This is a genomic window from Marivivens sp. LCG002, from assembly GCF_030264275.1.
Classification (GTDB): domain Bacteria; phylum Pseudomonadota; class Alphaproteobacteria; order Rhodobacterales; family Rhodobacteraceae; genus Marivivens.
This window is the reverse complement of sequence record NZ_CP127165.1, coordinates 554163-579248: the sequence shown is the minus strand read 5'-3', so window position 1 is coordinate 579248 and position 25086 is coordinate 554163. Positions and strand designations below refer to the sequence as shown.

Sequence of the window (25086 nt, the reverse complement as noted above, 5' to 3'; positions counted from 1 at the left end):
CTCAAATATTGCTCGTTCAGTTATCAGGTCTCGTGAGATATGACTAACCCAAATGCATATGGACGACGCAACTACAACATCGCCCACTGCACCACATGATTATTACGGCGGTCAAGCATACCTCAGCTCTGCTTCAATAGAGCCTTGGGATAGCATTGACGGCCTTAATCGCCTTTTCATAATCTACGCCAACGGCATCAAGATACCATTTGATGTTCGGATAACGAGGTTGGTTTTCAATATTTACCAAACGCAACGCCTCTTCACGGTCCATTTGACCTTCGCGAATCTGGTTGCTTCTGAACGTATCGTGCTCGGTAAAACCGGCGACCGTGTAATAGATATAGTTATAGAAAGCAGCCGTTCCGTCACCGATGCGCCAAGTCGTCGTCGTATCGATGGCAAGCTCCCAGTTATATTCGGCAAGGACGCCATCAATTTCCTTCTCATCCCAAGTGTAATAGTCGAACATGTGGAAATAGTCGGTCTTTTTATGAATCGAGCGCCAATATTCGCCACTGAGCGTATCGAACATAGAGGCGTTCAAATAACCGGGATTGCGCAGGTACTCGGCAAATCTCTTTTTCTGGTAACTAAGTTGCTTGGCGAGACCGTTGTTATAAACATGCTTTTCATGGAACGCTGGTGGCACACCCAAAAAGCCTGCCTTGAAGTGGGTAACTTCCAGTGGGTTGATACCCCAAATATTCAAACTGACGCCTGTTTGCTTCTTAATCTGCTCAATATAGCGGAAGAAATGCTTGTCGCCCGCAGTAAGGAGGCTGATCATCCCTAAATGGGGTTTCTTCAACCAAGCCTCGAGGTTCTTGCGGATATAACTGCGCTTCTTTTCTATGTCGGCCGCGATAATAATATTCTCGACGCCTAATTCGGCACACATCCGACTTATATTCCTGCGGCCTAAGTCAGTGACCATACCCCAATCATAAGTATAAGCGATCGGCTTCATGCCGAGTTCCTTGACGATCAAGTGAAGAGCCATACAACTGTCTCTCCCGCCCGAAAAGGGAACGATGCAGTCTACGTGATCATCCCGACGATAGGGTTTCACCAATTCGATCAGGCTCGAAATAGGCTTGGGGACGTTTCGCAACTCATAGTTGTTGCAGTAGTTGCAAACGCCCTCATGGTCGAATTCGATATATGGCATCGTTTCGGGTAGAATGCACTTTGTGCAGCGCTTGAGGTTGGGCACCTCGTGAACAAGCATGTTCTCCTCGGGTACAGTGCGAATGTAGCCGGGGACAAGGTTGGTTCGTTGACGCTGGAGCACTGCCGTTTCGATGGGAGCCGCAACTTTGCGACCTGTCTCGATGACTTCATACCCCTTGATATTGCGGATGTTTTTGAAGTCTTTGCTGATCAAGGGCCACTCTTCGGAAGAAAAACCGATCTGACCGTTTTTCTCTCCGGCATAGAGACTACCATTGTTCGAGAGAAGCAAAAGACGGCCCGTCTCAATCTCATAGATTGCCGTCGAAATGACGCCCTCGGTTTCTTCAAGAAGTTTTTCGACCGCCTCTCCAATTGTAGCGCCCGTTTTCAGCACTTCCGACAAAATGACCGGAATAATCTCTGTGTCGATCTGCAGCCTGCGCTTTCGGCCTTCAGTCCAAAGGTCGTCGCAGTTGGTAATGATACCGTTGTGCAAGACAACCAAGCCATCACGATAGATCGGTTGGTTATCGGTAAAGCCGTTTGTCACAAGGCGGCTATGGCCCAGCACCATGTTCGGATTTCCAAACTTTACCTTTGATGTAAGTTTGTGGATACCCGCGTCTGCACGCACAATGCGCATCTGGTCGCCTTCAAGCAATACAAGTCCTGAGGCATCAACGCCTCGCTGACGAGCGTGCATCGCAAGGGCAATAAGCTCCGACTTATCAACTTTGCCAGACAAGGAAATCAGTCCAAAGATGCCACACATTGTTTTATACCTTCAAGTTCAGGGAGACGGCACCTTTGCAAATACTGCACTGCACCTGTTTTCACCATGCGTTGGGCTATTATTGCCCGATTAAACCTTTTACGCCACGAGCGTTCGATAGCCTGCAACAAGAAGCTCCGCTTGGCGCTGCCAGCTCAACTCCTCGAGGTTTTCAAAGCTAAATTCGTGCTTGCGACCTATGATGTCTTTCACTGCGTTCACTATCGACGAAACGTCATTTTCGCAAGTGGTCCCTAGTTTGTGATCGCGCACCACTCGCTCCAGTTCAGGGAACTTTGACGCAAGAACCGGCAAGCCGGCGAACGCATACTCAAATAGCTTATTAGGCAAACAATAATAATCGCTCAGCGATATTGGCTCGATCATACACATCCCGAAATCGGCACCTTTTACCAACGGTACGACTTCTGCGTGAGGCACCGGTTCATGAAGGTGGATGTTGGGAAAACGCGTCGCATAGTCCTTGATTTTCTGTTCGTATTCACCCCATCCCACGCACACAAGATGCGCCTCCCCGACAAGTCTTGAAAAAGCTTCAAGAAGATTTTCCAAACCGCGGCCAGGGCCGAGAATACCAAGGTAGACAAACAGTCTCTCCTCTGGGGAAATACCTAACCGGTCGCGAAGAGCATTTGCTTGGGACTGACTTCCGACGTCGACCGGTGTCAATTCCGGAGCATTCAAGATAACTTCGTTCGCCTTGGGGCCATATTTCTCAACATAAAACTTATTGATCGAGGGGCTGACAGATATGAAAAAATCGATTGCACTCCAAGCAATCTTCTCGAACAGCATTGTTACTTTTTGCTCCAGCTTCCCCTGACCATTGCGGTCGGTCTCGAGCTCATGTGCGTCATAAACCAACTGGCCGCGCGAAATTATCGAAACGAGCAACGCCACCGGCAGAACCATAGTGTCATGGCAATGCACAATAGCAGGACGCATCTTGAGACCCAGAAACAAGAAACGAACCATTATTTCCAGAAAAACAAGTCCGTGGCGGATGAGCCGGTGCGGAACCCAAAGTTTTCTGACGAAACATTCCATCGTCAGAATTTCAACTCCTTCGGGGGCAGGTGGAACGGCTGACTTAGCCCCGCGATCTAGGATGCCGAGGGCTCTGACTTGAAAACCTTTTTCCTCTGCAAAAGGTCGGAGCGCCTTGAGTTCCTTTAGAATACGACTGTCGCGTCGAATATCGGTATGGCTCAAGTGGAGAATGGTCGTCTTCATTATTGGCCCTTTTGGGGAAAGTAGTCATGGCGGGATGGCCTAGGTTGGCTTTGGGATTGACGCAGGCGTATACGCCCTTTGTGCAATACGGTAAGTGCGGTGATTGTGACAAACACAAAAAAAGCAAACGTAGTATCCATCAGATACTGCGAGAAGTTGGTTTCGGCGAGAGATCGGAAATGGAAGATCGAAAAAACGATCAAGGCGACCGTCAGAGCCCGGCTTTTCACGCGAACTAGGAAATAGTTCAACACATAGACATATATACCCACTAGGATGGAAACAACAACAACACCTATCGGTCCGAAATTCGCGTAGGCTTCCGCCCAAAATGCGGCCGGCATTGAACCCTGGAGACCAAGTGCGTAGTACTCTGGATGCACTCGGTTCCAAACTTCATATGTAAGTAGGAAACCCTCGATCGGGAAAATCCCTTTTGGATTGGGAAATGAACTTCCATGCAAGAATCCAATCTCGGACGGAAAAAGCTCGAGATAATGGTAGGCTGGTTCGAGGGAACCCGTAAAAGCCCTGGATAGCGTGCTCAATAGACCGAGATAAACGTTGTCTATATTCATCAAGAAGATATAAAATATTGATGCTACTAGCATCAATGCCCCAAAAAGGGCAAAAATCTTTTTGCCATCCGCACGTCCATTATTCTTGACGTATTCACGCGCCACGAACAGCGATGCGAGAAAGAGTAGAACAGGTGCTTTTTCGCCCGTCGAGGCGAGACTCAGAAGTGTAATCAGAAAAAAGGCAATGAATAGGATTAACACCCAGCGTTTTTTACTTGAACCAAGGAAATTCAGGTAAAGAAATACAGAGTAAAAAGTCAGATATTTCCTCATGAAAAGGTCATACCAATAAAAATCGCCTTCGAAGTTGTTACTCATCGCACTACGAAGAGCAGTCAGGTTGCTATTTCCGCTTCCGACAAGGTTAAGAGCGTTGAGGATCACGACGTTTTCCAGCCCAACGACCGCAAAATAGCGATAAAGAACAAATATCGAAATGATCCCCAGAAAAAACATAATTGAATGCTCAAGCTTTGACGCTGCAAGAAAATCGACCTCCATCACGGGCTTTCCTTGTCCCACGTCATCAAGGTACCCAGTCATACGCCGTGCCAAACTGAACCCGAAAATCAAGCAGGTGATACAGATCCCTGTATAGCCGACGACCTTGAGCAAGATCACTTGGTCCGTCACTTCAGAGGCTCGATACTGGTCGAGTTGGAAGAACAAAAAGATCAAACCGACAAATTGGAAGAGGATCATTGACGCCAGCAGGATGTTCGGCATCGTTATACTGAACACTGAGCGCGTATAGCTCCAAAGCAGTAAAAACCACAGCACTAGAAAAGACAGCCACATAAAGACGAAAAGAAGAGCTTCTGCCGTCATCGGTTGACTAGCTTAATTTGAGTGTGGTGGTCCCAAGTCGTCAAATAGAACATCCTTTTGATGCATCGGCAATATCGCACAACGGCTACTCCAAAAATCTCTTCGAATAAACAGCGCGATGATGAAGTTTGCGAGAGTCCCCGTTTAAAACGGAACGCTTGTCACTCGGCATGAACGTCCGAGAGTTTCTTCAACGCACTGCTAGTTGCAAAAAATAGCCATATGTAACTCGCACTCATTGCGAGTCCGTAGAGCGCGATGCAAACTGACGCATCCAATTTCAAGAAGGCAGCTGTGTAAGTTAGACCGACAATGAGAACGAGTCGCCCGATATCCCAGATTAGTTGGAGCCTCTGAGCGCTGATCACTGCTGTAATGTAAGAGAGTGGCGCGATTGCAAATTGGCAAATGAACATAGGTATCAACAATCGTACATAAGCCCCAGCTTCAGTCCACTCAGGTCCGAAGACCCAGCCAAAGATCATGGGGGCCAAGATAGCGATGAGTAGAAAAGGAACGAGACAAATCAAAAGGAGAGACCGAGCTGTTCGTTGGTACAAGGACAGCAGTTCCCAGGGTTTTTGGTTCTGAAGCTTGGCAGAGTGTTGGAAGAAGACCTGCGACACACCATAACCAATCACAGTGATCGGCAGACCAACAAGCCTTTGCGCGAGCGCCAACCAACCGACGACGTTGGTAGAATAGAAAACGGCCAATAGGAGCGGCGTTGCTTGAATTGAGGCTGCATTGATAATTTGAGCCGGCGCCGAGAGAATTGGAAATTTTTTGTGAAATTTGGCAGCCTGCCAAAGTCGATCTAGCGAAAAACTGTCTTTTATTATGGTGAAACTGGTTACTTCGCGGCGAAGAGACGACGCATAAATGATCATGGCGACTAGATTGCCCACCAAAATACCAAGCACGAGTTGCATAGGGGTTGGAGCTAACAGACCAGCGAGGGTCTGATAGAGAACTTGCGCTCCTGATTGCGAAATCTGGGCAATTCCAACTGCCTTAAATTTCTCAAAGCGGATACAAACGCTTAGGAAAACCTCTGAAATTCCTAGTAGCAAAAAAATCAAAGGCAAAATCCAAAGATATTCGATGACAGATGGGGTATTAGTCGCGCCAACTATCTTGCCACCAATCACATAGAATATAAGCCCGATTCCGATAGTCATTGCCAAGACCACCACGACAGATAACTGCGCAATCACGATTGCATCGTTGTCTTCTGCTGGTAAGGGGATAGCTTGATTGTATTTTAGCGATGCTACAACACTCACAAAAAGCAACGAAATACAAACAGCCTGCACTCCTAAATCGTGAGGGCTGTAAATACGTAGCAAGATTGGTGAAGAAAGAATGGCGATGAGCTGCGAACCCATCGAACCAGAGCTTACGGCGAGGATATCACGCAAAAACCCTGGACGTCGTACGCGATCTAATATCCCTCGAAGATACGACTTCATTGAACATACCCTGCCTAGTGGGGCCACCTATCGCTCGTAAGAGGCGAAGGCGGCACGACATTACCGTCAATTTAGCATTTGCTTAACCGTGGCAACAACTTGAGCAGATTTGGGATAGTAAATCGCTTCGAGCCTTGAAGAAGACGGCGCAGGGGCATCCGGTAGAGTGATCCTCAGAGGACTTGAGCGCAAAAGACGTGGTTCAATAGCCTCCACCACACGCGTAATCGCCTCGCTTGCTATTCCACATGTTTTCCATGACGCGTCGATCGCAACTAGTCTACCGGTCTTTCTGACCGATTGGATAAGAGCTTCGCCATCAAAAGGATTCAGCACGCGCAAATCGACGACTTCGCAAGAAATACCGTCTTCTTCGAGCTGCGCCGCTGCTTCCATCGCAAGGTGGGTTCCCCAAGAGCATCCGGCAAGTGTGATGTCGGCACCTTCGCGGATAACCTCGTTCTTGATAGTGGTCAGATCGATGTCTTTTGCGGGAGGCATTTGTGCTTCTTGCTCATAGAGCCATCGATCATCGATATAGAGCACGGGATCAGGGCAAAGTGTTGCCGCGATGAGGAGGTCCCGCGCGTCTTGCGGGGTGTATGGCATTACCACACGAAGTCCTGGAATATGTGCATACCAAGATTGCAGCGACTGAGAATGCTGTGCACCCTGCTCACCTCCGCGATTTATGATGCCACGAACTGTAAGGCCGGGGTGAGCTTGCCCCCCAAGCATATGGGACCATTTCGCGGCCTGGTTCACGAGACTGTCGGTTGCAAAGATCATAAAATCCATTCGCGGATGAACTACGATGGGCTTTTTGCCAAAGAGGGAAGCGCCGACCGCGGCGGAAGTGCAAGCCCATTCGGATACGGGTGTATCGATCACCCGCTCTTTGCCAAATTCTTTTTCCAGTTCGGTCATGGATGAACCGACGTACCAAGGACTCCAAAGACCCTGCCCGATTACAAAGGTCTCGGGGTGGTTCTCTAACAGGTAAGCGAAACCATCACGAATTGCTTTGCCATAAGATTGAACGGTCATTTTGCTCCTCCTGAGGCGTAGACGAAATCGAGTAGATCCGTCTCCTTAGGCCAAGGTGCGTCATAGGCCTTCTTGCGGGCGTCTTTAGCAGCTCGTTCCGCATTGTCCTTTAGGGCATTTATGTCGCCCTGCTCGACACCGCGAGCAAGAAGTGCTGCCTCCAAGCGCGCGATTGGATCGCGTTTTTTCCAAGCTGAGACTTCCTCTGCAGATCGCCTGAGGCCGACATCAATATTGGCATCGGGACCAACATGGCCCAACCAACGATATGTAACCGCCTCTATAAAACCGGGGCCCTCTCCAGCACGCGCCCTCTCGATCAATCTACCTGCAACAGACGCCATCTTAACGACATCGTTGCCATCAACTACCTCGGTTGCCATACCGTGCGCCTCTCCAAATCGCGCGACGCGGTCTGAAGGTTGACGCAGGTTGATATCTAGATGGCTCGAATAAAGATTGTTCTCGACTAGAAAAATCACAGGAAGCTTCATCGTGGCCGCGAGATTCAAGCTTTCGTGGACGATGCCTTCTTCACAGGCGCCATCTCCAAAATAGGCGATGCCGACGTCGCCGCTTCCATCGAGTTTGGCGGCAAGTGCTGCACCCACTGCAAGCGGAACAGTTCCTGCAACGATGGGTACAGAACCAGCGAATGCGGTTCCCTCTCCAAAAAGGTGCATAGACCCGCCCATACCATGGCTCGCACCCGTTGCTCGTCCGAGTACCTCTGCGAAAAGTTTATCTACAGACCCGCCGGACGCAAGATAATGCGAATGACTTCGATGCGCCCCAAACCCGCGATCCGTCGCACGAAGGTGCATCGAAATTCCGACTGCGGGCGCTTCTTGACCGATTGCAAAGTGACAGGGACATTTGATCTCCCCAGCCAGAACCATCTCGGCAATTTGCTCCTCGGCGCGCCGGATCAGTGCCATTCGATAAAGCATTTCGAATGCAACTTCATCAGGCGTATTCCGAAGGTCGAGCGGATCCTGAAAGCTATTCGGGTCCGCCAAAGTGCCAAGTCGGTTCAAAGTCATTCGATCAGCTTTCGTAGAACTCGAGAATGGTATCGATTACTGCTTTAACATCGGCGTCCGAGAGAGCCATGTGCATAGGGAGCATTAGGCAACGATCAAAGAACCAATCAGTACGCGGGAGATCATCAAACTGTTCTCGGCCATAGCCCAACTTTTCGAACCAATGTACAGGGGTTCCTGCCCACTGGATGATTGTGCGAATGCCTTTGTTTGCGAGATGCGCACGAAGTGCATCGCGTTCTTCTGCCGCAAGCTCATAATTCTGGTAGACATCGTAGTGGTCGCCATCAGATGGACCCTGCGGCAAGTAAATCTTGTCATGCCCCGACAAACCATCGTGATACATCTTGGCGATTTCACGACGACGCTGCATGTCCTCTGCGTAGTTCCCCATGCGGAACTTGAGGAAAGCAGCCTGCAAGTTATCGAGACGCGCATTAGTGCCCCAATCAACGACCTCTCCGTCATGGTTGCGGCCATGATCGCGCATTTCGTACAAACGGTCAGCGATCGCATCGTCATTTGTCATGACCGCACCACCGTCGCCGAAACACCCCATTACTTTTGCGGGATAAAAGCTCAGAGTTCCGAAGCCGCCAAAGCTACCAGCGCGTTTACCTTTGAACGCTGCGCCAAGACCCTGCGCACTATCTTCGAAAATCATCAAACCATGCTGTTTCGCCAAAGCACCCACTTCGTCCATATTGGCGCAACGGCCGTTTAGCTGGGTCGGCATCAGCGCTTTGGTCTTGGAAGTGATCTTCTTTGCCGCGGAAGCTGCAGAGAAGATGTTATCTTCACCAATATCGGCAAAAACTGGAGTTGCGCCAACGAGTTTGATTGAGGCAGCGGTGGCAATGTAAGTGTGCGAAGCGATGATCACTTCATCACCGGGCCCAATCCCATGGGCCTTAAGTCCGAGGATCATAGCGTTGGTGCCATCATTTACACCAAATGCGTGTTTAACCCCAAGGAACTCCGCGAGTGCGGCCTCGAACTCGGCAAGGTCTTTTTGGAGAATAAATGCCCCACGCGAGCATACATCTTTGAAAATCGCATCGTACTCTTTTTCAAAACGCTTGTAGATCGCAGGATAGTTGAAGAAGGGGATATCGTACATGATCGGGTCCTATAGGGCTCAATTTACAAGCGCAGCTGCGCAATAGATGACTTTAAAGCCGTCGCAGGCTTTACCGGCGGGCAGGGAGACTGGCACTTCGTGCTCAGCCATATCGGAGGTCAATTCAGCGGGCATCAAGACCGGATTGCCAAATACAAGTCGCTTCAAGAGACGTTTACCCGCCATGGACTTGGGCATCAAACCCGAGGAGACAACAAGCTTCTTGACCGGCCGAAGCAATCTCTGCTTCAGGCCTACTTTTGCAAGAGGGGTCGACCCCCAGAATTCGGTTGAAAAACCGGCACTCCCAAAGAGCTGCCCAAGTTCACGTACACCATGGTAAACATGGGAATAGGGCGACGGGTTGAAGTCGTAGAGGTCCGGATTTGCATTTGACACAAGCACATGTCCACCCGGACGCAATACCCGCTTGCATTCTCGCACAAAGGCTTCCGCATCGGGTATATAGTAAAGAGCCTCAAAAATTATGATAACGTCGGCGGAGTTGTCCTCATAGGGCATATCCTGCGCATCGAATTGAAGGATCTCTACCCGATCGCCGTAGTAGCGAGTTGTTCGATCAACGATTGTCTGACTATAGTCACCCGCCCGCAGAGACTTGGAAATTTTGGCAAGATACCCAAGGCCTGGACCGGTGCCACAAGCAACCTCGATCGTATCTTTTCCGGCGGCATATCGGGATGCCCAAACATATCGGTTCACCATGCGGAAAAGCTGCTCGGAGGATATTTCCTCGCCAGCCATTTCAGTGACGTCGGTGAAATCAGGAGTTGTCATAAAATTATGCCTAGTTTGGGATGCTATTGCGATCGGTCACGATGTTTAACGCGCCAGGAGGTGCCGACGGAACCAACGGTTTCTCTCGTTTGGCGATCTCTACCAACTCCTCAGGGGCGTTTAAAGATCGAAGAATAGCGACTACTCCGTCTAACGCAGCACGCTTATTCACGATTGCAACTGCAGTTAGGTACAGTATCCGGAGATCAAGCAAGAGCGAACGGTTGTCGATATAGAACAGCCCGAGCTTGCCTTTGCCGGGACGGATAAGCTGGTTGTAATCCAGATCGGGATCCGCGCTTCCGTCGAGAATACTTCCTTCGTCGGAGAAGACGATGGACGAAAGATCGGTGATGCCCGGTCGCACAGAAAGAAGTCGCTTTTCAACCTTTGTATAAAGAACCGTCTCGCGCGAGACGTTGGGGCGCGGCCCTACGAGACTCATGTCGCCGAGAACAACATTGATAAGCTGCGTCAACTCGTCGAGTTTGAACTTACGGACCAAAGCTCCTACGCGCGTAATTCGATTGTCATTATTGGCGGTCGAGTCCACACCTGTTTTATCTGCGTTAATAATCATCGAACGCAGCTTGAACATAGTGAAGTCCTTCTCACCCTTGCCGACGCGCTTTGGCATATAGAAGGGGTTATGCCGATCCTGGGCGTAGATAAGGGCGCTGAAGACGATCAGAATAGGAGAAGCGATCAGGAGTAAAATTGTGCCGAGCACGAGATCGAAAAAACGTTTCATTGGCGTAATCCTACGAGATCTGAAGAGCGTCAATCAAACACTTGATGACGCGATCCTGATCTTCATGAGTGAGATAAGGGTGCATGGGAAGGCTAAATACGCGCTGCGCGAGATCGACGCTCACCGGGAGGCCGGAAGGGTCGCAGGGGAAATCGGCATACGCCGACTGGGTGTGTAACGGGCGTGGATAATAGATGACCGAAGGGATACCTTGGTTCTGAAGGCTTGTCATCAACCTTGCACGTTCATCTTGGGACCGAGCTTTAAGCGTGTATTGTGCCCAAATCGAAACATAACCCTCGGGCACAAACGGAACTTCGATAAAAGGAGCCAATTTTGTGCTGTAACGTTGAGCGACCTTGTTGCGGCTCTCCAACTCATCGGCATAGATTTCGAGCTTCTCGATCAAGATTGCCGCTTGTAGCGTATCCAATCGCGAATTCATCCCAATCCGGACGTTATCGTACTTCTCCGAGCCTTTACCGTGAATCCTGAGGCTATCAAGCAGTGCCGCTTTTTCGGGATCGTTGGTGAAAAGTGCCCCACCGTCCCCATAGCATCCTAGAGGTTTGGCCGGAAAAAACGAAGTCGTAGTAATGTCAGCCAACGTCCCGGTCATCTGGTTGTGATAGCGTCCACCCCAACCTTGGGCACTGTCTCCGATCAATCGCATATTTTCGCGTTCGACTATGGCTTTGATCGGCGCATAGTCGGCAGGCAATCCGAACAAATCCACCGGTATTACAACAGCAGGACGCAAACCGAGAGATCGCGCATGAACGATTGCGCGTTCCAGACTGGCCACGTCCATATTGAACGTATTTGAATCCACATCAACAAATACAGGGGTTGCTCCCAAGCCCGGGACAACTTCCGCTGTGGCGGCGAAAGTGAAAGAAGGGACGAAAACCGCGTCTCCCTCGCCTATCCCGAGCGCAATGAGAGCCAACTCTAGCGCATCTGTTCCATTGGCACACGAAACGCAATGAAGCGCCCCGCAAAATTCAGCTAGTCTCGTCTCCAACTCTGAGACTTCAGGCCCAGAGATATAGGTTCCGCGATCAAGGACCCCCGCAATCCGAGCGTCAATTTTGTCACGAATGCGCGACTGTTGGGCGGCAAGGTCGATAAACTGCATTCTAGTCCTCAGTGACTGGGAAAAGTTGACCGTCGACTTCCTTGTAGACTTCACCGGTGCGCGGACAAACTAAATCGGGACCTAGAACCTCACCGGACTGACTTACCCAGCCAATCCGCCTAGCAAGCACTCCCGCCATAAGCGCATAGTCGGAAACATCTTTGGTGACAACTGCACCGGCAGCAATCATACAGTAAGCGCCAAGTGTATTGCCGCAAATGATTGTCGCATTTGCACCAATCGTCGCTCCGGTCTTTACAAGCGTTGGCGCGAACTCATCCTTGCGCTCAATGTGGGCACGAGGGGTAAGCACGTTGGTAAAGACGCACGAAGGACCGCAGAAAACATTGTCCTCAAGAACGATCCCGCGATAAAGCGCGACATTATTCTGGACCTTGCAGCCGTCTCCAATCTCCACGTCCGGACCCACCATTACGTTCTGGCCAAGAATACAGTTCTTTCCAATTGTGGTGCGCGGCAGAACGTGAGCGAAATGCCAGATCTTTGTGCCTTCGCCGATGGTCACACCTTCGTCGACATAGGCGCTCTCATGAACGAAAACGCTCTGGATCGTCATCCGGCAATAACCTTGTTCAGATCAGGGTGCATCTCTCCCCTGTTTCGCTCGATTGGTGCTGTGCGGATATGGCTAACGATTTCAATCGAGGAGCGGACTTGATCCAATCCATAGCCATTTCCTGCAAGGACAGACTGATAGCTCTGCGTGTGAAGGTCAGTAAAACCTCCCGAAAACTCGATTTCCTCGCCTTCTACGGTGATCGAGCGATGGGTGGATTGCCCGGGCGCGGCGTGCGCGGGCAAATGATCTCGGTTGATGGAGAGCACCCAGCGTACGCGCGCCTGAGCATATTCAAGATAGCCAGCAGCAGCGTCGGCTCCGCGATAGTGGACAATGTTCTCTTTGATCGGGCCGAAAACAAAGCTCAGCATGTCATAAAAATGGACACCGATGTTGGTCGCAATGCCGCCAGAGAGGTGATCGTATCCTTTCCAAGATGTGTGATACCACTTACCACGGGAGGTGAAATAACCAAGATCAACGTCATAAACCTTGTCTTTGGGGCCATTCGCTATGCGATCACGTAGAGCGATGATCGAAGGATGCAGCCGCAGTTGAAGGATCGAATTCACCTTCCGTCCTGTAGCGACCTCGAGTTCTGCAAGATCATCGAGATCTGAGGGGTTCAGAACCAAGGGCTTCTCACAGATTGCGTCCGCACCCGAACGTAGCGCAAACCCGATGTGCGCCTTATGCAGATAGTTCGGCGAACAAATCGGAATATAATCGATTTTTGGTGCGCGCTTCGAGCCGAGGTAGTCGGCAAACAGTTCGAACTCGGTAAAATATTCTGACTGGGGAAAATGACTATCCATAATCCCGACACTGTCATTTGTGTCGTATGCCGCGACAAGATTGCCGCCCGTTTCCTTAATGGCTTTCATATGACGCGGTGCGATGTATCCGGCCGCGCCGATGAGTGCATATTTGGTGGTCATGCTGTTCATTCCTTATGCACAGATTACGTTTTCGGATCCGCGGAACTTACCGCGCGTATCGACGATCAAACGTGCGTTTTTCTGGATCATTTCGTAGTCAAAAGCGTTATGCGCCGTTAACAAAATTACCGCATCGTAGGAAGCCACAACCTCGGGGCTCAAATCGACTGAACTCAGGTCGAAGGAATGTTCACGCATTTCGGGGAACACAGGTACATGCGGATCAGAATAATGGACATCCGCCCCCCACTCACGGAGCAGCTCCATAACAAAGACCGAAGGGCTTTCCCGCATGTCGTCAACGTTTGATTTGTACGCAATGCCTAGCGCAAGAACCTTCGAAGATTTAAGGCTCTTCCCTGCTTCATTCAGTGCACGGACGGTTTTATCTACGACGTATTGTGGCATCGAAGCATTGATCTCGCCAGCGAGCTCAATGAACCGCGTGTGCAACCCGTATTCGCGCGCCTTCCAGGTCAGGTAAAAGGGATCGATCGGAATACAATGCCCACCTATTCCCGGCCCGGGATAATAGGCAGTAAAGCCGAAGGGCTTGGTCTTTGCAGCGTCTATGACCTCGAAAATATCGAGGCCCATCGCATCCGCAACTACCTTCATCTCGTTCACAAGACCAATATTGATCGAACGGTGGATATTCTCGAGGAGTTTCACCATCTCTGCTGTCTGAGTGCTACTAACGGGCACAACGGTATCAACGAGGGCCCCATACAGTGCTGCGCCGGCACTCAAACATTCAGAGGTATGTCCCCCCACGACCTTGGGAATATTGCGCGTATTGAAGTTCTCGTTCCCCGGATCCTCGCGCTCCGGAGAATATACGAGATAAAAATTCGCGCCAACTTTCAGGCCAGATTTTTCGACGATCGGCAGAAGGATTTCTTTGGTGGTGCCGGGCCACGTTGTGCTTTCAAGCGAGAGCAGTTGCTCCTCACGCAGATAAGGCGCAACAGATTCAACTGTCGCTACAACGTAGGAGAGGTCGGGCTCGCGATATTCATTTAGCGGCGTCGGGACGCAGATGATCAAAGCATCACATTCAGCTGCGCGAGAAAAATCCGTTGTGGCCTCGAACCCGTTTTCCCGCATGTCTTTGATTGCTGCGCTCGGGATATGCTTGATCATACTGATCCCGTCGTTCAGCTCCTTTACTCTCGACTCGACTATATCGAAGCCGATAACACGAAAGCCGTTTGCAACTGTAGCGAGAGCAAGGGGAATACCCACATAGCCAAGCCCCAGAACGCCGATAACCGCCTGTTTCGACGAAATTTTTTGGATTAGCTTCATCTGCCCCACCACAATTTTTAGTTACGATTCAACTAATTTCACTCGTTAAACTGCAGCAGACTCGCTATCATTTCGAAACTTCTCGTTCGAACGCACTGCGAGCCCCAATCCAGTAAGAATCGAGGGAATATGCGAGGCTAATTACTTGGGCGGAAATTGGTTTGCAAATACTTCGGGCCATTTTGGTGGCACTGTCGACAAACAGCAACATAAACGGTGAACCACTTATTCTGCAATCTAACTAGGCACTTTCCAGCAATTCTTCATAGAACTGCCTTTCTGGAAGCTGGGTGAAGCTGGAATTATGCCACAATAGCGTAAACTCACCCCCAAACAGATAGCAGCGCTGCCGAAGTTCTTTGAAATAGTTCAACGCAACCTCAGTCGTTCCCATACCCATATAAACGTCGCTCACGATTATGGATTCCGCTGCAATCAAAGGACGTTGGATAAGTTTCAATGGGCGATTTTCCACAAGATCGTACATAGGGAAAGGATGACTCGTCCCGGCTCGAAATCCAGCCACCTCCGGAAAGGACAATGTCGAGTCATAGTTCATTCCAGCTGCTTCCCAACGTGCAGGTGTGCCGATGTCCCACCTCAAGTAATGCTGTCGGCCACCGAGTAGCTCTTGCTCGAAGCCCGCGTTCGACATCGCTTTGCGCAAGAGTTCGGCTTCACGAACGATGCGTCCTTGATCGTAGTGGCTCTCATAACTCGGATGAAGGCCCACTCGGTGACCTCGATCGCGGATCGCTTCGAACATCTGCTGAAGAACTGGATCGTCCAAGGAATAGCCTTGATCAAATTGCGGGTTGCTACCTTCCGGAATGAAGTAGAACGAAGCTTGGTGTCCGTGTTTTTCATTAGTATCCATAATCCATGAAACTGCCTCATAGAATGGATCTGCCATCAAATTGCCGGACCTCACCTGCAGATATTGCCCGACGGTTGCAAGAGCCGCCTTTACGGATCGACGTTTAACCAAGTCGCCCACGACAACGCGCAAAGAGCGCTTCCAACTACGCAGATAGAATTGATACGGGCAATCGACATCACAAGTTACATATGTCCTGCCAGTTCGCGTTTTTCTCACGAGCGAGGGCCACGTTGAAACGAGACCCGACCAGAGAACTTCAACATATTCATCTATGATTGGTCGCTCAAGAAACCCCTCGCGCGCCGCGACGGATGCGGAAGCGGGGAAGCGACCGTGAATGTCCTTGCTATCGGACACTGCTTCTTCGTATCGCGAAAGCATATAGAAAGCGCTTCCAATGATATCGATTGGCAACTGACATTCCGAATCCGTCTGCACGAACCGAACTGCCTTGTCACCAAAAAGAATCGGAAGCAGGGGTTCTACAGTCACAGGGGTCGGTTGAAGAACCCGCGTATCGAACACTTCGAGCGGAGAGTTGGGCGATAAAGCACGACATAGCCAATCAGTTCCCATTGCGGCAAAAAATACATCCGGGATCAGAAGCTTTCCCTTTTGGTTAGGCATCTCGATAGAATAGAAAGGCGTGTTGTCTTGTAAGATTTCCACTTCTAATCCGAGGAACGTCTCGAAGAGCACCCTGGTTGCATATTCTCTAGCATTCTCATGTCCGTCTGGAACGGTGATACGAAGCATTGGGCTCTCCAAATCGTACTTCTGGTCCTTCAAACCAAATCAAGACCTTGTCGGAGATGATCAAGTATCGCAAGTCGCAATCTTAAAACCGCGAACCATGATCTGCACAGGTCGAGACCGTTTACTTGACGTTTGTTATCGGTAATGGTTACTTGCGATGAATTTTTATAAGAGAAATTCAATGACCATCAAGCCCGAAGACATTTGTTACCGTGTAATCGAAACGAACGAATTCGAAACAGTGAGCGCGTTCCACCGAGAGGTCGGATCACAAGACGCAAATACTTCGACTCTCATGTGGCAATATCGTAGCACCTCGCTTCCCATGGAAGGTGTGATTGTCGGAGCTTTCCTTGGCGACCGCCTAATAGGTACGCAGGCGCTAATACCAATGATAGCAACGTTAAACGGTCAAAAGCTACTTTCAGCCAAGAGCGAATATACGCTTCTTGACCCAGTATGCAGAGGCCTTGGTGTTTTCGCATCCATGTATAAAGTTGTTTTTGAATGGGCTCGTGACAAAAACATCGCTTGCATCTGGGGTTTCACGTCTGCGATCAAACCGTTTGAGAAAGCCGGCTTTCAGATTGGAAACGAGCTTTTCGACGAAGTCATAGTGCTCAAACCGTTCTCGTATCTCTTGAACAGGGTATTAAAGCTTGCGCCGAAATCCATCTCTAGGAGCCTTATTGAACCAAAGAGTATGGATTCAGCGCAGGGAGCTGCGTTCGAAATTTTGCGTGATGAACGTTACTTCAATTACCGCTATTTCGAGAATCCATACAGAAATATTGTTTGGTTCGACAAAGACCGAAGCGTCTTGTACACAGCCAAACCGAGCGCGTCTGATCTTTTCATTTCCGAGATCACCGATCCTGAACTCTTGAAAGGGTCCTTAATTGCACTGCGTAAACAAAATTTGGGAAGTGGTGTCGTCCGAAGGATCACAACGCACCCTACGTTTGATAAATACACTGCATTCCCCTCGCTGTACAAGCGGACAGCATCCGGCAACTTTATTGTTTACAAATGGTTAGATAGAGAAGCCGAAATTCCTGCTTTTACAGTCGACGAAGGTCATACACAAGGCGTAGCATGAAATACCGCCATGATCTTTGAATATTCAGGTGGTAGATGAGTTGTGCCTCGAAGTGTGAAATCTAAAGTGCCTCAACCCATTTGATCACTTCGAAGGTTTCGCAAAACTCTTTATCGATGTGCGCGCCAGATGCTCGGGAAATGCTTTCAAAAACACCATCCCTGAAATAGCCCCTACCTGCTTGGCTTTGATATGCAGAAAGCGCGCGAACTTTCCGATCAAAATGTTCTTCGCTCACCTCGACATATAGATTCCGTATTTCCTTGGTAATATTCCACGGCAGCACGTAACCTAAAAGCTTTGTGCGCTTGAACGCACGCTCTGCCTCTTGTGCAAGCGTGAGATGATCTTGATGTCTGTCCTGCAGCGAAGGGCAAAATACAATATCAGGCGAAAACCTTCGCCCGATTTCTACCAAATTTTCTAATATGTCTTGCCTAAATTCCGGAAAACGACGCACCGGAATATTATGGAATTCGAGTTGATCTTTTGAAACACCCAAAGCCCGTGCCGAAGCAATTTGCTCTCGCAAAAGCGTATCTTGTGCGCAATCTTTCGGGAGCGACTGCCATGCATTGCAAAATACAACCCACTTAATCTCGAAGCCAGAGTCAACTAAGCGCGCAATTGTTGCGCCCATTCCAATCTCGCAATCATCCGTGTGGGCCGACAGGAGCAAAATCCTGCAAGAACGACCCGCGGTTTCACCGAATATGGGTTTACTCAAGACACTCATCCTTGATTTTTTCTTTCTTTATCCTGCTTTATATTGGAGAGAATAAACTCCTCAATCTGAGGCAAGACACGATCTGACCAGAAATGCTCTCTAAAGATAGCTTTCCCGGTTTCGAATTTTTGCCTGAAATGATCCGGCGACGCGGCTATTTGGGAAAAAAGCTCGGTAAGCGCATCTACGTTACCTGTAGGGTAGCGAATAACAGCATCCGTTCCCTTGCAAACCACATCAATTTCACCTTCAAGATTGGTCAAAATTCTACATTCGCCATCGAGATAATCGAGAACTTTGTTTGGGATAGAAATTCGAAAATCCAAGCGGTCTAGGTAGCAAAGGAGGCCGATATGAGACCTGGTCATCAGAGCCGTTATCTGTTTGGCGTTAACCCATCCTGCATATTTCAAATGCGGATGGTTTTTAGACATTTTCTTCACACGCTCAACAAGAGAACCATTGCCGCATATCACAAACTCGAGCTTACGCGCCACTTCATCCGGTAGCTTTTCAATCGCCTCCAACAAGGCGTCGGCATCAGTGTCAGGAACAATATTGCCGACCCAGACAAATCGAGTGATATCTGCATCAAGGTCAATACCTTGACACTTAAAATATTCTTTCTCTTCAGCACCTCCACCAGGTGCGGGAGCTTCTTGTTTAAACTGATAGAAGGAAGCATCTCGAGAGATTTTGCTTTCAGGACGCTGAAAACGGGTTTGCGCCCAGTTCAAAATACCCGTCGAAATTGCCGTGACAGCCGTCGCATGCTTGAACACATATCGAGCCATCCGCTCGTAAGGCACAAGCATACCGTTTACCCGGATCTTGACGATTTGCTCAAGGCGCTCGTAAATCACATCAGGCCACAGGTCGCGAACATCTATAATGACGGGTATCCCGTACTTTTTCCCGAAACGCACAGCCTCATAGGCCAGCTCGACCGTTGGATAACTGCAAAAAATTACATCCGGACGATCCAGGCTCGGAGCAAGTCTCCTAAAATTCCGCCCAAGTTGCCAATGATCACGCAAACGCGCTAAGCCGATATGGCTACGATATCCTGAAGAGCCGAGAAACACCAAGTCTGGTTGACCCGGGTTCGATTTCACTAAAACATCTGCATTAACGTTGCGATGACTTTTCGAATTATGGTTGAAGCGCGCCGTCCACCAGACCGTATCATAGCCCTGAGCTGCAAAATACTCGCTCAATTTTCCTGCACGCAAGTATCGATCACGACTCTCTTCCGCAACAAAGGGAACAGGTTCGCCTGTCGCGACAATCCAAATGGTCGGTTTTTTTAGGGTCATTGCTCTTCTTTATGTCGGAGCCGCAGGATGCGAGCGGGCGAGCCTGCTACGATCGTATTTCCAGGCACTGATTTAGTTACAACCGCTCCTAACCCGATCATGGCATCTTCGCCAATAGAAACCTTGTTCATAATGGACGCATTGGGTCCAATCCAACTCCTTGCGCCGATCGTCACGCTTCCACTGATCTCAGCACAAGCCGTTATCAAGGTACTAGCGCCGACCCTGACATTATGCGCGATATGAACGAGGTTGTCTGTCTGTACATCATCCTCAATCACCGTTGGAACCAGTGTGCCGGCTGCGATCGAGTTCATGCTCCCGATGACTACACGTTCCCCTATGACGACTCCCCCAATATGAGGCAATCTGAATGTCTTACCGTCTTTAGCGGTTTCGACGCCGAACCCGGCCTCTCCGATCACTGAACCCGAAAGCACCGAGCTATCACGCCCGATAATGACCGCGCGGTCGATAACTACGTTATGATGAATAGTTACGTTATCACCAATGCTACAATAAGGACCAATCACAGTATTGGCGCCAATCGAAACGTTGGAACCAAGTTTCGCAGTTTGATCTACAACAGCGCTTGGATGGATCGAGCCAGAGTGCTCAACTTGGTAAAGGTCGCCGACGATCAATCCGAATACCAATCGGGGATTTTCGACCAGCACGGCTGAACATCCCTCTTCCTTCGGAGCAAAATCTCTAGGTGCAATAACGAGTGCACCTTTAACGCGATCGATTTTTGCGGCAACATCTACAGAATTCGCAAAGGTAATGGTTCCAATAGAACAGTCCGAGATGGGAACTGCGCGCGTCAAATAAAGGTCAACGTCACAATTAACACATTTTGCGCCGAACTCTCGCTCAGCTTTTGCCGCGATGTCTGAAAGTTTCACTCTAAACACGCGGCACTCCTCGCCATCAGAAGAGGCAGAACAGCTACCTATTATCCATATTTTTATTGAATATCTAAATTTGCGTCAACAGCTTGCCCCAACTGAATGCAAACAGCACCTTTCCGTACTGCTCCGTCCGAAAGGGCTTGGCCTTCTTCGGACCAAATTTTTTTAGCATCGAGCACAGTGGGACGCATATTTGTATGGTCGCTGACACAAATTCGCAGCATGAAACTTAAACCTTATCAGCTACGAACCACGACCAGCCACAAACCACAGTTAAGCTGCGCATGCGGCCAAGACTATTCTGGATACGAGGCCCTAGGGTCAGGACTCATACCCAGTAAATGACGAGAGCGGCGAGCGCGATCGCTGAGAGGAAGACCTTCGGACAGCGGTCCTATCGGGTTGCCACGCGCCGCCAATACTTCAACCTGCCGAACATTATCTCGATCCGGGTCCGGCGCTTGTACCGGCGCTTGTCGTACTTTACCGGATTCTTCCGCTGCTTGCGGCCAGGGATGCAGGCGCGTATCCCTTTGTCTTTCAATGCTTCTCGGAACCAATCGACGTCATATCCGCGATCCCCGAGCAGCCAGTCAACGTCAGGCAGGCTGCTCAGCAATGCACCCTTGCTGATGTAGTCGCTGACCTGACCGGCGGTGACGAACAGGTTAAAAGCGCGTCCTTGGCTATCACAAATCGCATGCAGTTTGGTGTTCATCCCGCCCTTGGCGCGATCGATCAGACGTCCACGCCGTCCTTTTTGACGCCCATGCTGGTCGCTGTTCGGTGGGCCTTCAGGTAGGTGGCGTCGATCATGACGGTCTTCTGTTCGCCGTGCTCGGCAGCCAGCCCCGCCATCATCCGGGCGAAGACGCCCTTGTCGCTCCACCGGTTCCAACGGTTGTAGAGCGTTTTGTGCGGGCCGTAGGCAGCGGGCGCATCGCGCCAACGCAACCCATTGCGATTAATGAAGATAATGCCACTCAACACACGTCGATCATCAACGCGTGGCTTGCCGTGGGACTTGGGAAAGAAGGGCTCAAGGCGCGCCATCTGCGCGTCGCTCAACCAGAAAAGATCAGACATGTTAACCGATCGATTTTCGAACCGTGAATCACGCCACTACGCCAGAATCATTGGGTCTTGACCCTAAGCATTACGCCAAGTCCAAGTCGGCATGGGGTCCGGACCAGCGGGTGGAATTCTGTATACCCAACGCGATGCGAGTGGCAAATGTCGAGGTCAAACACAACGCCCCACCACCCCTCGACTTGGGATCAAACAAAGCGACGCAAAGTTGAAGGAAAAACCCACGCTGAAAGTCAGCGTTTTCCCACTGTTAACACTGCCCGCACAACCTGAGGTTTATTTTCCCTCAAACCGCGACCGCTCTGATCACCCGCACCAACTCGCGCAGTTCTGTATTCAAAGGAGTCGACCGTCGCCAGACCATTCCGACCGTTCGTGTGGGCCTCGGGGCGGGTAGGCGTTGGACCGAGACTTCGGCGGAGCGGGTTTCGATGTCGAGGGCCATTTCGGGGATGAGCGTGACGCCGATCCCTGCCCCGACCATCTGGACGAGGGTGGAGAGGGAACTTCCCTCCATCAGATCGCGCGGCGGCTTGCTCCCCAGATTGCAGAACGAGAGGGCTTGATCGCGAAAGCAATGCCCTTCCTCAAGGAGAAGGAGCCGCATTTCGCGCAGATCCTCAGGGGGCGGCGCGGGAAGGTTGGCTTCCGCCAATGGGCGCACGAGCACGAATTCTTCGTCGAAGAGGGGTTCTTCGTGCAGAAGCGGTTCCGACACGGGGAGCGCGACGACCGCAACATCAAGCTGGCCGCCGAGCAAATCGGCCAGCAGCGATTGCGTTACGGACTCGCGCGGCCAGATGTCCAGATGCGGCATTTTCGAGGTCAACTCACCAATCAGCTTGGGGAGAAGATAGGGCGCGATGGTCGGGATAACCCCGATCCTCAGCCGCCCCGAAAATGACCCTTGGGCGCGGCGCGACATTTCACCGATTTCCTCGACGGATCGGAGTATATCGCGCGCCCGCTCGGCAAGCATCTCGCCATGTCCCGTAAGGCGAATTTGCCTTGGGCCGCGTTCGATCAGGGGCGCGCCGAAAAGCGCCTCCAGCTCTTTCATCTGGACCGAGAGCGCAGGCTGCGAGATCGCGCATTCATCGGCCGCCCGTCCGAAATGGCCGATACGGGCAAGCGTTTCGAAATAGCGCAGGTGTTTCATCGTCAGGTTCTTCATAAGAAAAACCTATCACAAAGATTGGAAATTTAAAATTCCCTTTATTCCTCTGCGTGGTAGATTAGCACTCGAACACGAAGAGTGCGGCTATCGGCTGCGCTGCTTCTTGTGTTGGTTAATTGGTGCGACCGCACCCTATAAAGGAGCACAAAATGGACGGAAACGACGTAAAATCCGCAGGCAAATGCCCTGTCATGCACGGGAGCCTGACCCAGACGGCCGCAACGGTAACGGACTGGTGGCCCAAGACGCTCAACCTCGACATTCTGCACCAGCACGACAAGAAAACCGATCCGCTTGGTGAAGCCTTTGATTACCGCGAAGCCGTGAAAGAACTCGACTTCGACGCGCTCAAGGCCGACATGAAGGCCCTTTTGACCGAGAGCCAGGACTGGTGGCCGGCTGACTGGGGTCACTACGGCGGTCTTATGATCCGTCTGGCATGGCACTCGGCCGGTTCCTACCGTCTTGCCGATGGTCGCGGCGGCGGCGGCAAGGGCAACATCCGCTTTGCGCCCCTCAACAGCTGGCCCGACAACGGCAACCTCGACAAGGCGCGCCGTCTCCTCTGGCCGCTCAAGAAGAAATACGGCAACAAGATTTCCTGGGCCGACCTGATCCTTCTTGCCGGTAACATGGCCTATGAATCCATGGGTCTCAAAACCTTTGGCTTCTCCTTTGGCCGTGAAGACATCTGGCATCCCGAAAAGGACACCTATTGGGGTTCCGAGCGCGAATGGCTCCCGCCGTCGGACACCCGTTATAGCGATGTCTCCAAGCCCGACACCATGGAAAACCCGCTTGCGGCTGTTCAGATGGGTCTCATCTATGTGAACCCCGAAGGCGTGAACGGCCAGCCCGATCCGGCCAAGACCGCGCTTCATGTGCGCGAAACCTTTGCCCGTATGGCGATGAACGACGAAGAAACCGCTGCGCTTACCGCTGGCGGCCACACCGTCGGCAAGGCCCACGGCAACGGCGATGCCTCGACCTTGGGCGCAGAGCCCGAAGGCGCCGACGTTGAAAATCAGGGCCTTGGCTGGATGAACCCGAACCTCAATGGCAAGGCGACCAATGCGATCACTTCGGGCATCGAAGGCGCTTGGACGGCTCAGCCCACCAAATGGGACATGGGCTATTTCGAAATGCTCTTCGGCCACGAGTGGGAGCTGACCAAGTCGCCCGCAGGCGCGAACCAGTGGCGCCCGATCGACATCAAAGAAGAGGACATGCCCGTCGATCCTACCGATCCGACCAAGCGCGTCATGCCGATGATGACCGATGCCGATATGGCGATGAAGGTCGACCCGATCTATCGCGCGATCTGTGAAAAGTTCATGGCCGATCCCGCCTATTTCGACGATTGCTTCGGCCGTGCATGGTTCAAGCTGACCCACCGCGACCTCGGTCCGCGCAGCCGCTACATCGGCCCCGACGCACCGCAAGAAGACCTCATCTGGCAGGACCCGATCCCCGCAGGTTCGACCTCCTACGACGTCGAAGCCGTCAAGGCCAAGATTGCCGCGTCTGGCATCTCGAACGCCGACCTGATCGCAACCGCATGGGACAGCGCCCGCACCTTCCGCGGCTCTGACCTTCGCGGTGGTGCGAACGGTGCACGCATCCGTCTTGCCCCGCAAAAGGACTGGGAAGGCAACGAGCCCGCACGTCTTGCCGCAGTTCTCGCCAAGCTCGAGCCGATTGCAGCCGAAACGGGCGCGTCGATTGCAGACGTGATCGTTCTTGGTGGTAACGTCGCGCTCGAAGCCGCGATCAAGGCCGCAGGCTTCGACGTGGCTGTGCCCTTCACCGCAGGCCGCGGCGACGCGACGGCCGAGATGACCGATGCGGACAGCTTCTCGGTGCTCGAACCGCTCGCTGACGGGTTCCGCAACTGGCTCAAGAAGGACTATGCGGTTTCGGCCGAAGAAATGCTTCTCGACCGTGCGCAGCTTATGGGTCTGACCGCGCCTGAAATGACCGTTCTGATCGGCGGCATGCGCGTTCTGGGTGCCAACTACGGCGGCTCCAAGGATGGCGTCTTCACCGACCGCGTCGGTGCGCTCACCACGGACTTCTTCGTCAACCTCACCGACATGGCCAACAGCTGGCATCCGGTCGAGGGCGGCTACGAGCTTCGTGACCGCAAGACGGGCGCTGTGAAGTTCACGGCAAGCCGCGTGGATCTCGTGTTCGGTTCGAACTCGATCCTGCGTGCCTATGCCGAGGTTTATGCCCAAGACGACGCAGGCGAGAAATTCGTCCGCGACTTCGTGGCCGCATGGACCAAGGTCATGAACGCAGACCGTTTCGACATCGCCTAAGCTG

20 protein-coding genes and 1 pseudogene are annotated in these 25086 nt (G+C 51.3%); 2 read left to right on the top strand and 19 right to left on the bottom strand.

What is annotated here, in order from left to right; translation table 11 throughout:
• Positions 1 to 133 precede the first annotated feature (133 nt).
• From QQG91_RS02950 to QQG91_RS02885, 14 genes are all read right to left on the bottom strand, one after another.
• On the bottom strand, positions 134 to 1948 hold the full coding sequence (locus QQG91_RS02950; protein ID WP_285771493.1) for a glucosamine 6-phosphate synthetase: 1815 nt from the start codon (positions 1946 to 1948) through the stop codon (positions 134 to 136).
• A 99-nt stretch (positions 1949 to 2047) separates the two neighbouring features.
• Positions 2048 to 3202 (bottom strand): glycosyltransferase, encoded by a 1155-nt coding sequence (locus tag QQG91_RS02945; protein ID WP_285771492.1) that lies wholly within the window; start codon positions 3200 to 3202, stop codon positions 2048 to 2050.
• A complete protein-coding gene (locus QQG91_RS02940) occupies positions 3202 to 4611 on the bottom strand; it encodes an oligosaccharide repeat unit polymerase (protein WP_285771491.1) in 1410 nt (469 codons plus the stop codon). Before QQG91_RS02940 ends, QQG91_RS02945 begins: the two co-directional genes overlap by 1 nt.
• 161 nt (positions 4612 to 4772) lie before the next feature.
• On the bottom strand, positions 4773 to 6083 hold the full coding sequence (locus tag QQG91_RS02935) for a lipopolysaccharide biosynthesis protein (protein ID WP_285771490.1): 1311 nt from the start codon (positions 6081 to 6083) through the stop codon (positions 4773 to 4775).
• A 66-nt stretch (positions 6084 to 6149) separates the two neighbouring features.
• Complete coding sequence (locus QQG91_RS02930; RefSeq protein WP_285771489.1) at positions 6150 to 7130, bottom strand: alpha-ketoacid dehydrogenase subunit beta; 981 nt, start codon at positions 7128 to 7130, stop codon at positions 6150 to 6152.
• On the bottom strand, positions 7127 to 8173 hold the full coding sequence (locus QQG91_RS02925) for a thiamine pyrophosphate-dependent dehydrogenase E1 component subunit alpha (protein ID WP_285771488.1): 1047 nt from the start codon (positions 8171 to 8173) through the stop codon (positions 7127 to 7129). Before QQG91_RS02925 ends, QQG91_RS02930 begins: the two co-directional genes overlap by 4 nt.
• Before the next feature lie 4 nt (positions 8174 to 8177).
• Complete coding sequence (locus QQG91_RS02920) at positions 8178 to 9293, bottom strand: DegT/DnrJ/EryC1/StrS family aminotransferase (protein WP_285771487.1); 1116 nt, start codon at positions 9291 to 9293, stop codon at positions 8178 to 8180.
• 18 nt (positions 9294 to 9311) lie between these two features.
• Entirely contained in the window at positions 9312 to 10091 is a 780-nt protein-coding gene (locus tag QQG91_RS02915) for a class I SAM-dependent methyltransferase (protein WP_285771486.1), read from the bottom strand.
• Positions 10092 to 10101: 10 nt separating this feature from the next.
• Positions 10102 to 10842: a sugar transferase gene (locus tag QQG91_RS02910; RefSeq protein ID WP_285771485.1), complete on the bottom strand. Its 741-nt coding sequence runs from the start codon at positions 10840 to 10842 to the stop codon at positions 10102 to 10104.
• A gap of 10 nt (positions 10843 to 10852) precedes the next feature.
• Complete coding sequence (locus tag QQG91_RS02905; RefSeq protein ID WP_285771484.1) at positions 10853 to 11980, bottom strand: DegT/DnrJ/EryC1/StrS family aminotransferase; 1128 nt, start codon at positions 11978 to 11980, stop codon at positions 10853 to 10855.
• A 1-nt stretch (position 11981) separates the two neighbouring features.
• Positions 11982 to 12557: an acyltransferase gene (locus QQG91_RS02900; RefSeq protein WP_285771483.1), complete on the bottom strand. Its 576-nt coding sequence runs from the start codon at positions 12555 to 12557 to the stop codon at positions 11982 to 11984.
• Positions 12554 to 13498, bottom strand: a complete 945-nt coding sequence (locus QQG91_RS02895; RefSeq protein ID WP_285771482.1) for a Gfo/Idh/MocA family protein — start codon at positions 13496 to 13498, stop codon at positions 12554 to 12556. The genes QQG91_RS02900 and QQG91_RS02895 overlap by 4 nt, the downstream gene beginning before the upstream one ends.
• Before the next feature lie 12 nt (positions 13499 to 13510).
• Positions 13511 to 14806 carry a nucleotide sugar dehydrogenase gene (locus tag QQG91_RS02890; RefSeq protein WP_285771481.1) on the bottom strand — a complete coding sequence of 432 codons (1296 nt, stop codon included), beginning with the start codon at positions 14804 to 14806 and terminating at the stop codon, positions 13511 to 13513.
• A 241-nt stretch (positions 14807 to 15047) separates the two neighbouring features.
• Positions 15048 to 16442 carry a polysaccharide deacetylase family protein gene (locus tag QQG91_RS02885; protein WP_285771480.1) on the bottom strand — a complete coding sequence of 465 codons (1395 nt, stop codon included), beginning with the start codon at positions 16440 to 16442 and terminating at the stop codon, positions 15048 to 15050.
• 181 nt (positions 16443 to 16623) lie between these two features.
• On the opposite strand from QQG91_RS02885, the gene QQG91_RS02880 reads away from it, so the two are divergent.
• On the top strand, positions 16624 to 17541 hold the full coding sequence (locus QQG91_RS02880; protein ID WP_285771479.1) for a GNAT family N-acetyltransferase: 918 nt from the start codon (positions 16624 to 16626) through the stop codon (positions 17539 to 17541).
• Between the two features lie 61 nt (positions 17542 to 17602).
• Here QQG91_RS02880 and QQG91_RS02875 read toward each other — a convergent pair whose 3' ends face one another.
• The 5 genes and pseudogenes from QQG91_RS02875 to QQG91_RS02855 form a co-directional block, all read right to left on the bottom strand.
• Positions 17603 to 18277 carry a PIG-L deacetylase family protein gene (locus tag QQG91_RS02875; protein WP_285771478.1) on the bottom strand — a complete coding sequence of 225 codons (675 nt, stop codon included), beginning with the start codon at positions 18275 to 18277 and terminating at the stop codon, positions 17603 to 17605.
• Positions 18274 to 19584, bottom strand: a complete 1311-nt coding sequence (locus tag QQG91_RS02870; protein WP_285771477.1) for a glycosyltransferase — start codon at positions 19582 to 19584, stop codon at positions 18274 to 18276. The genes QQG91_RS02875 and QQG91_RS02870 overlap by 4 nt, the downstream gene beginning before the upstream one ends.
• Positions 19581 to 20498, bottom strand: coding sequence for a UDP-3-O-(3-hydroxymyristoyl)glucosamine N-acyltransferase (locus QQG91_RS02865; RefSeq protein WP_285771476.1), 918 nt, complete (start codon positions 20496 to 20498; stop codon positions 19581 to 19583). Before QQG91_RS02865 ends, QQG91_RS02870 begins: the two co-directional genes overlap by 4 nt.
• A gap of 325 nt (positions 20499 to 20823) precedes the next feature.
• Positions 20824 to 21581 (bottom strand): annotated as a pseudogene (locus QQG91_RS02860) (IS5 family transposase).
• A gap of 289 nt (positions 21582 to 21870) precedes the next feature.
• On the bottom strand, positions 21871 to 22758 hold the full coding sequence (locus QQG91_RS02855) for a hydrogen peroxide-inducible genes activator (RefSeq protein WP_285771475.1): 888 nt from the start codon (positions 22756 to 22758) through the stop codon (positions 21871 to 21873).
• Positions 22759 to 22910: 152 nt separating this feature from the next.
• On the opposite strand from QQG91_RS02855, the gene katG reads away from it, so the two are divergent.
• Positions 22911 to 25082, top strand: a complete 2172-nt coding sequence (gene katG / locus QQG91_RS02850; RefSeq protein ID WP_285771474.1) for a catalase/peroxidase HPI — start codon at positions 22911 to 22913, stop codon at positions 25080 to 25082.
• Positions 25083 to 25086: the final 4 nt, after the last annotated feature.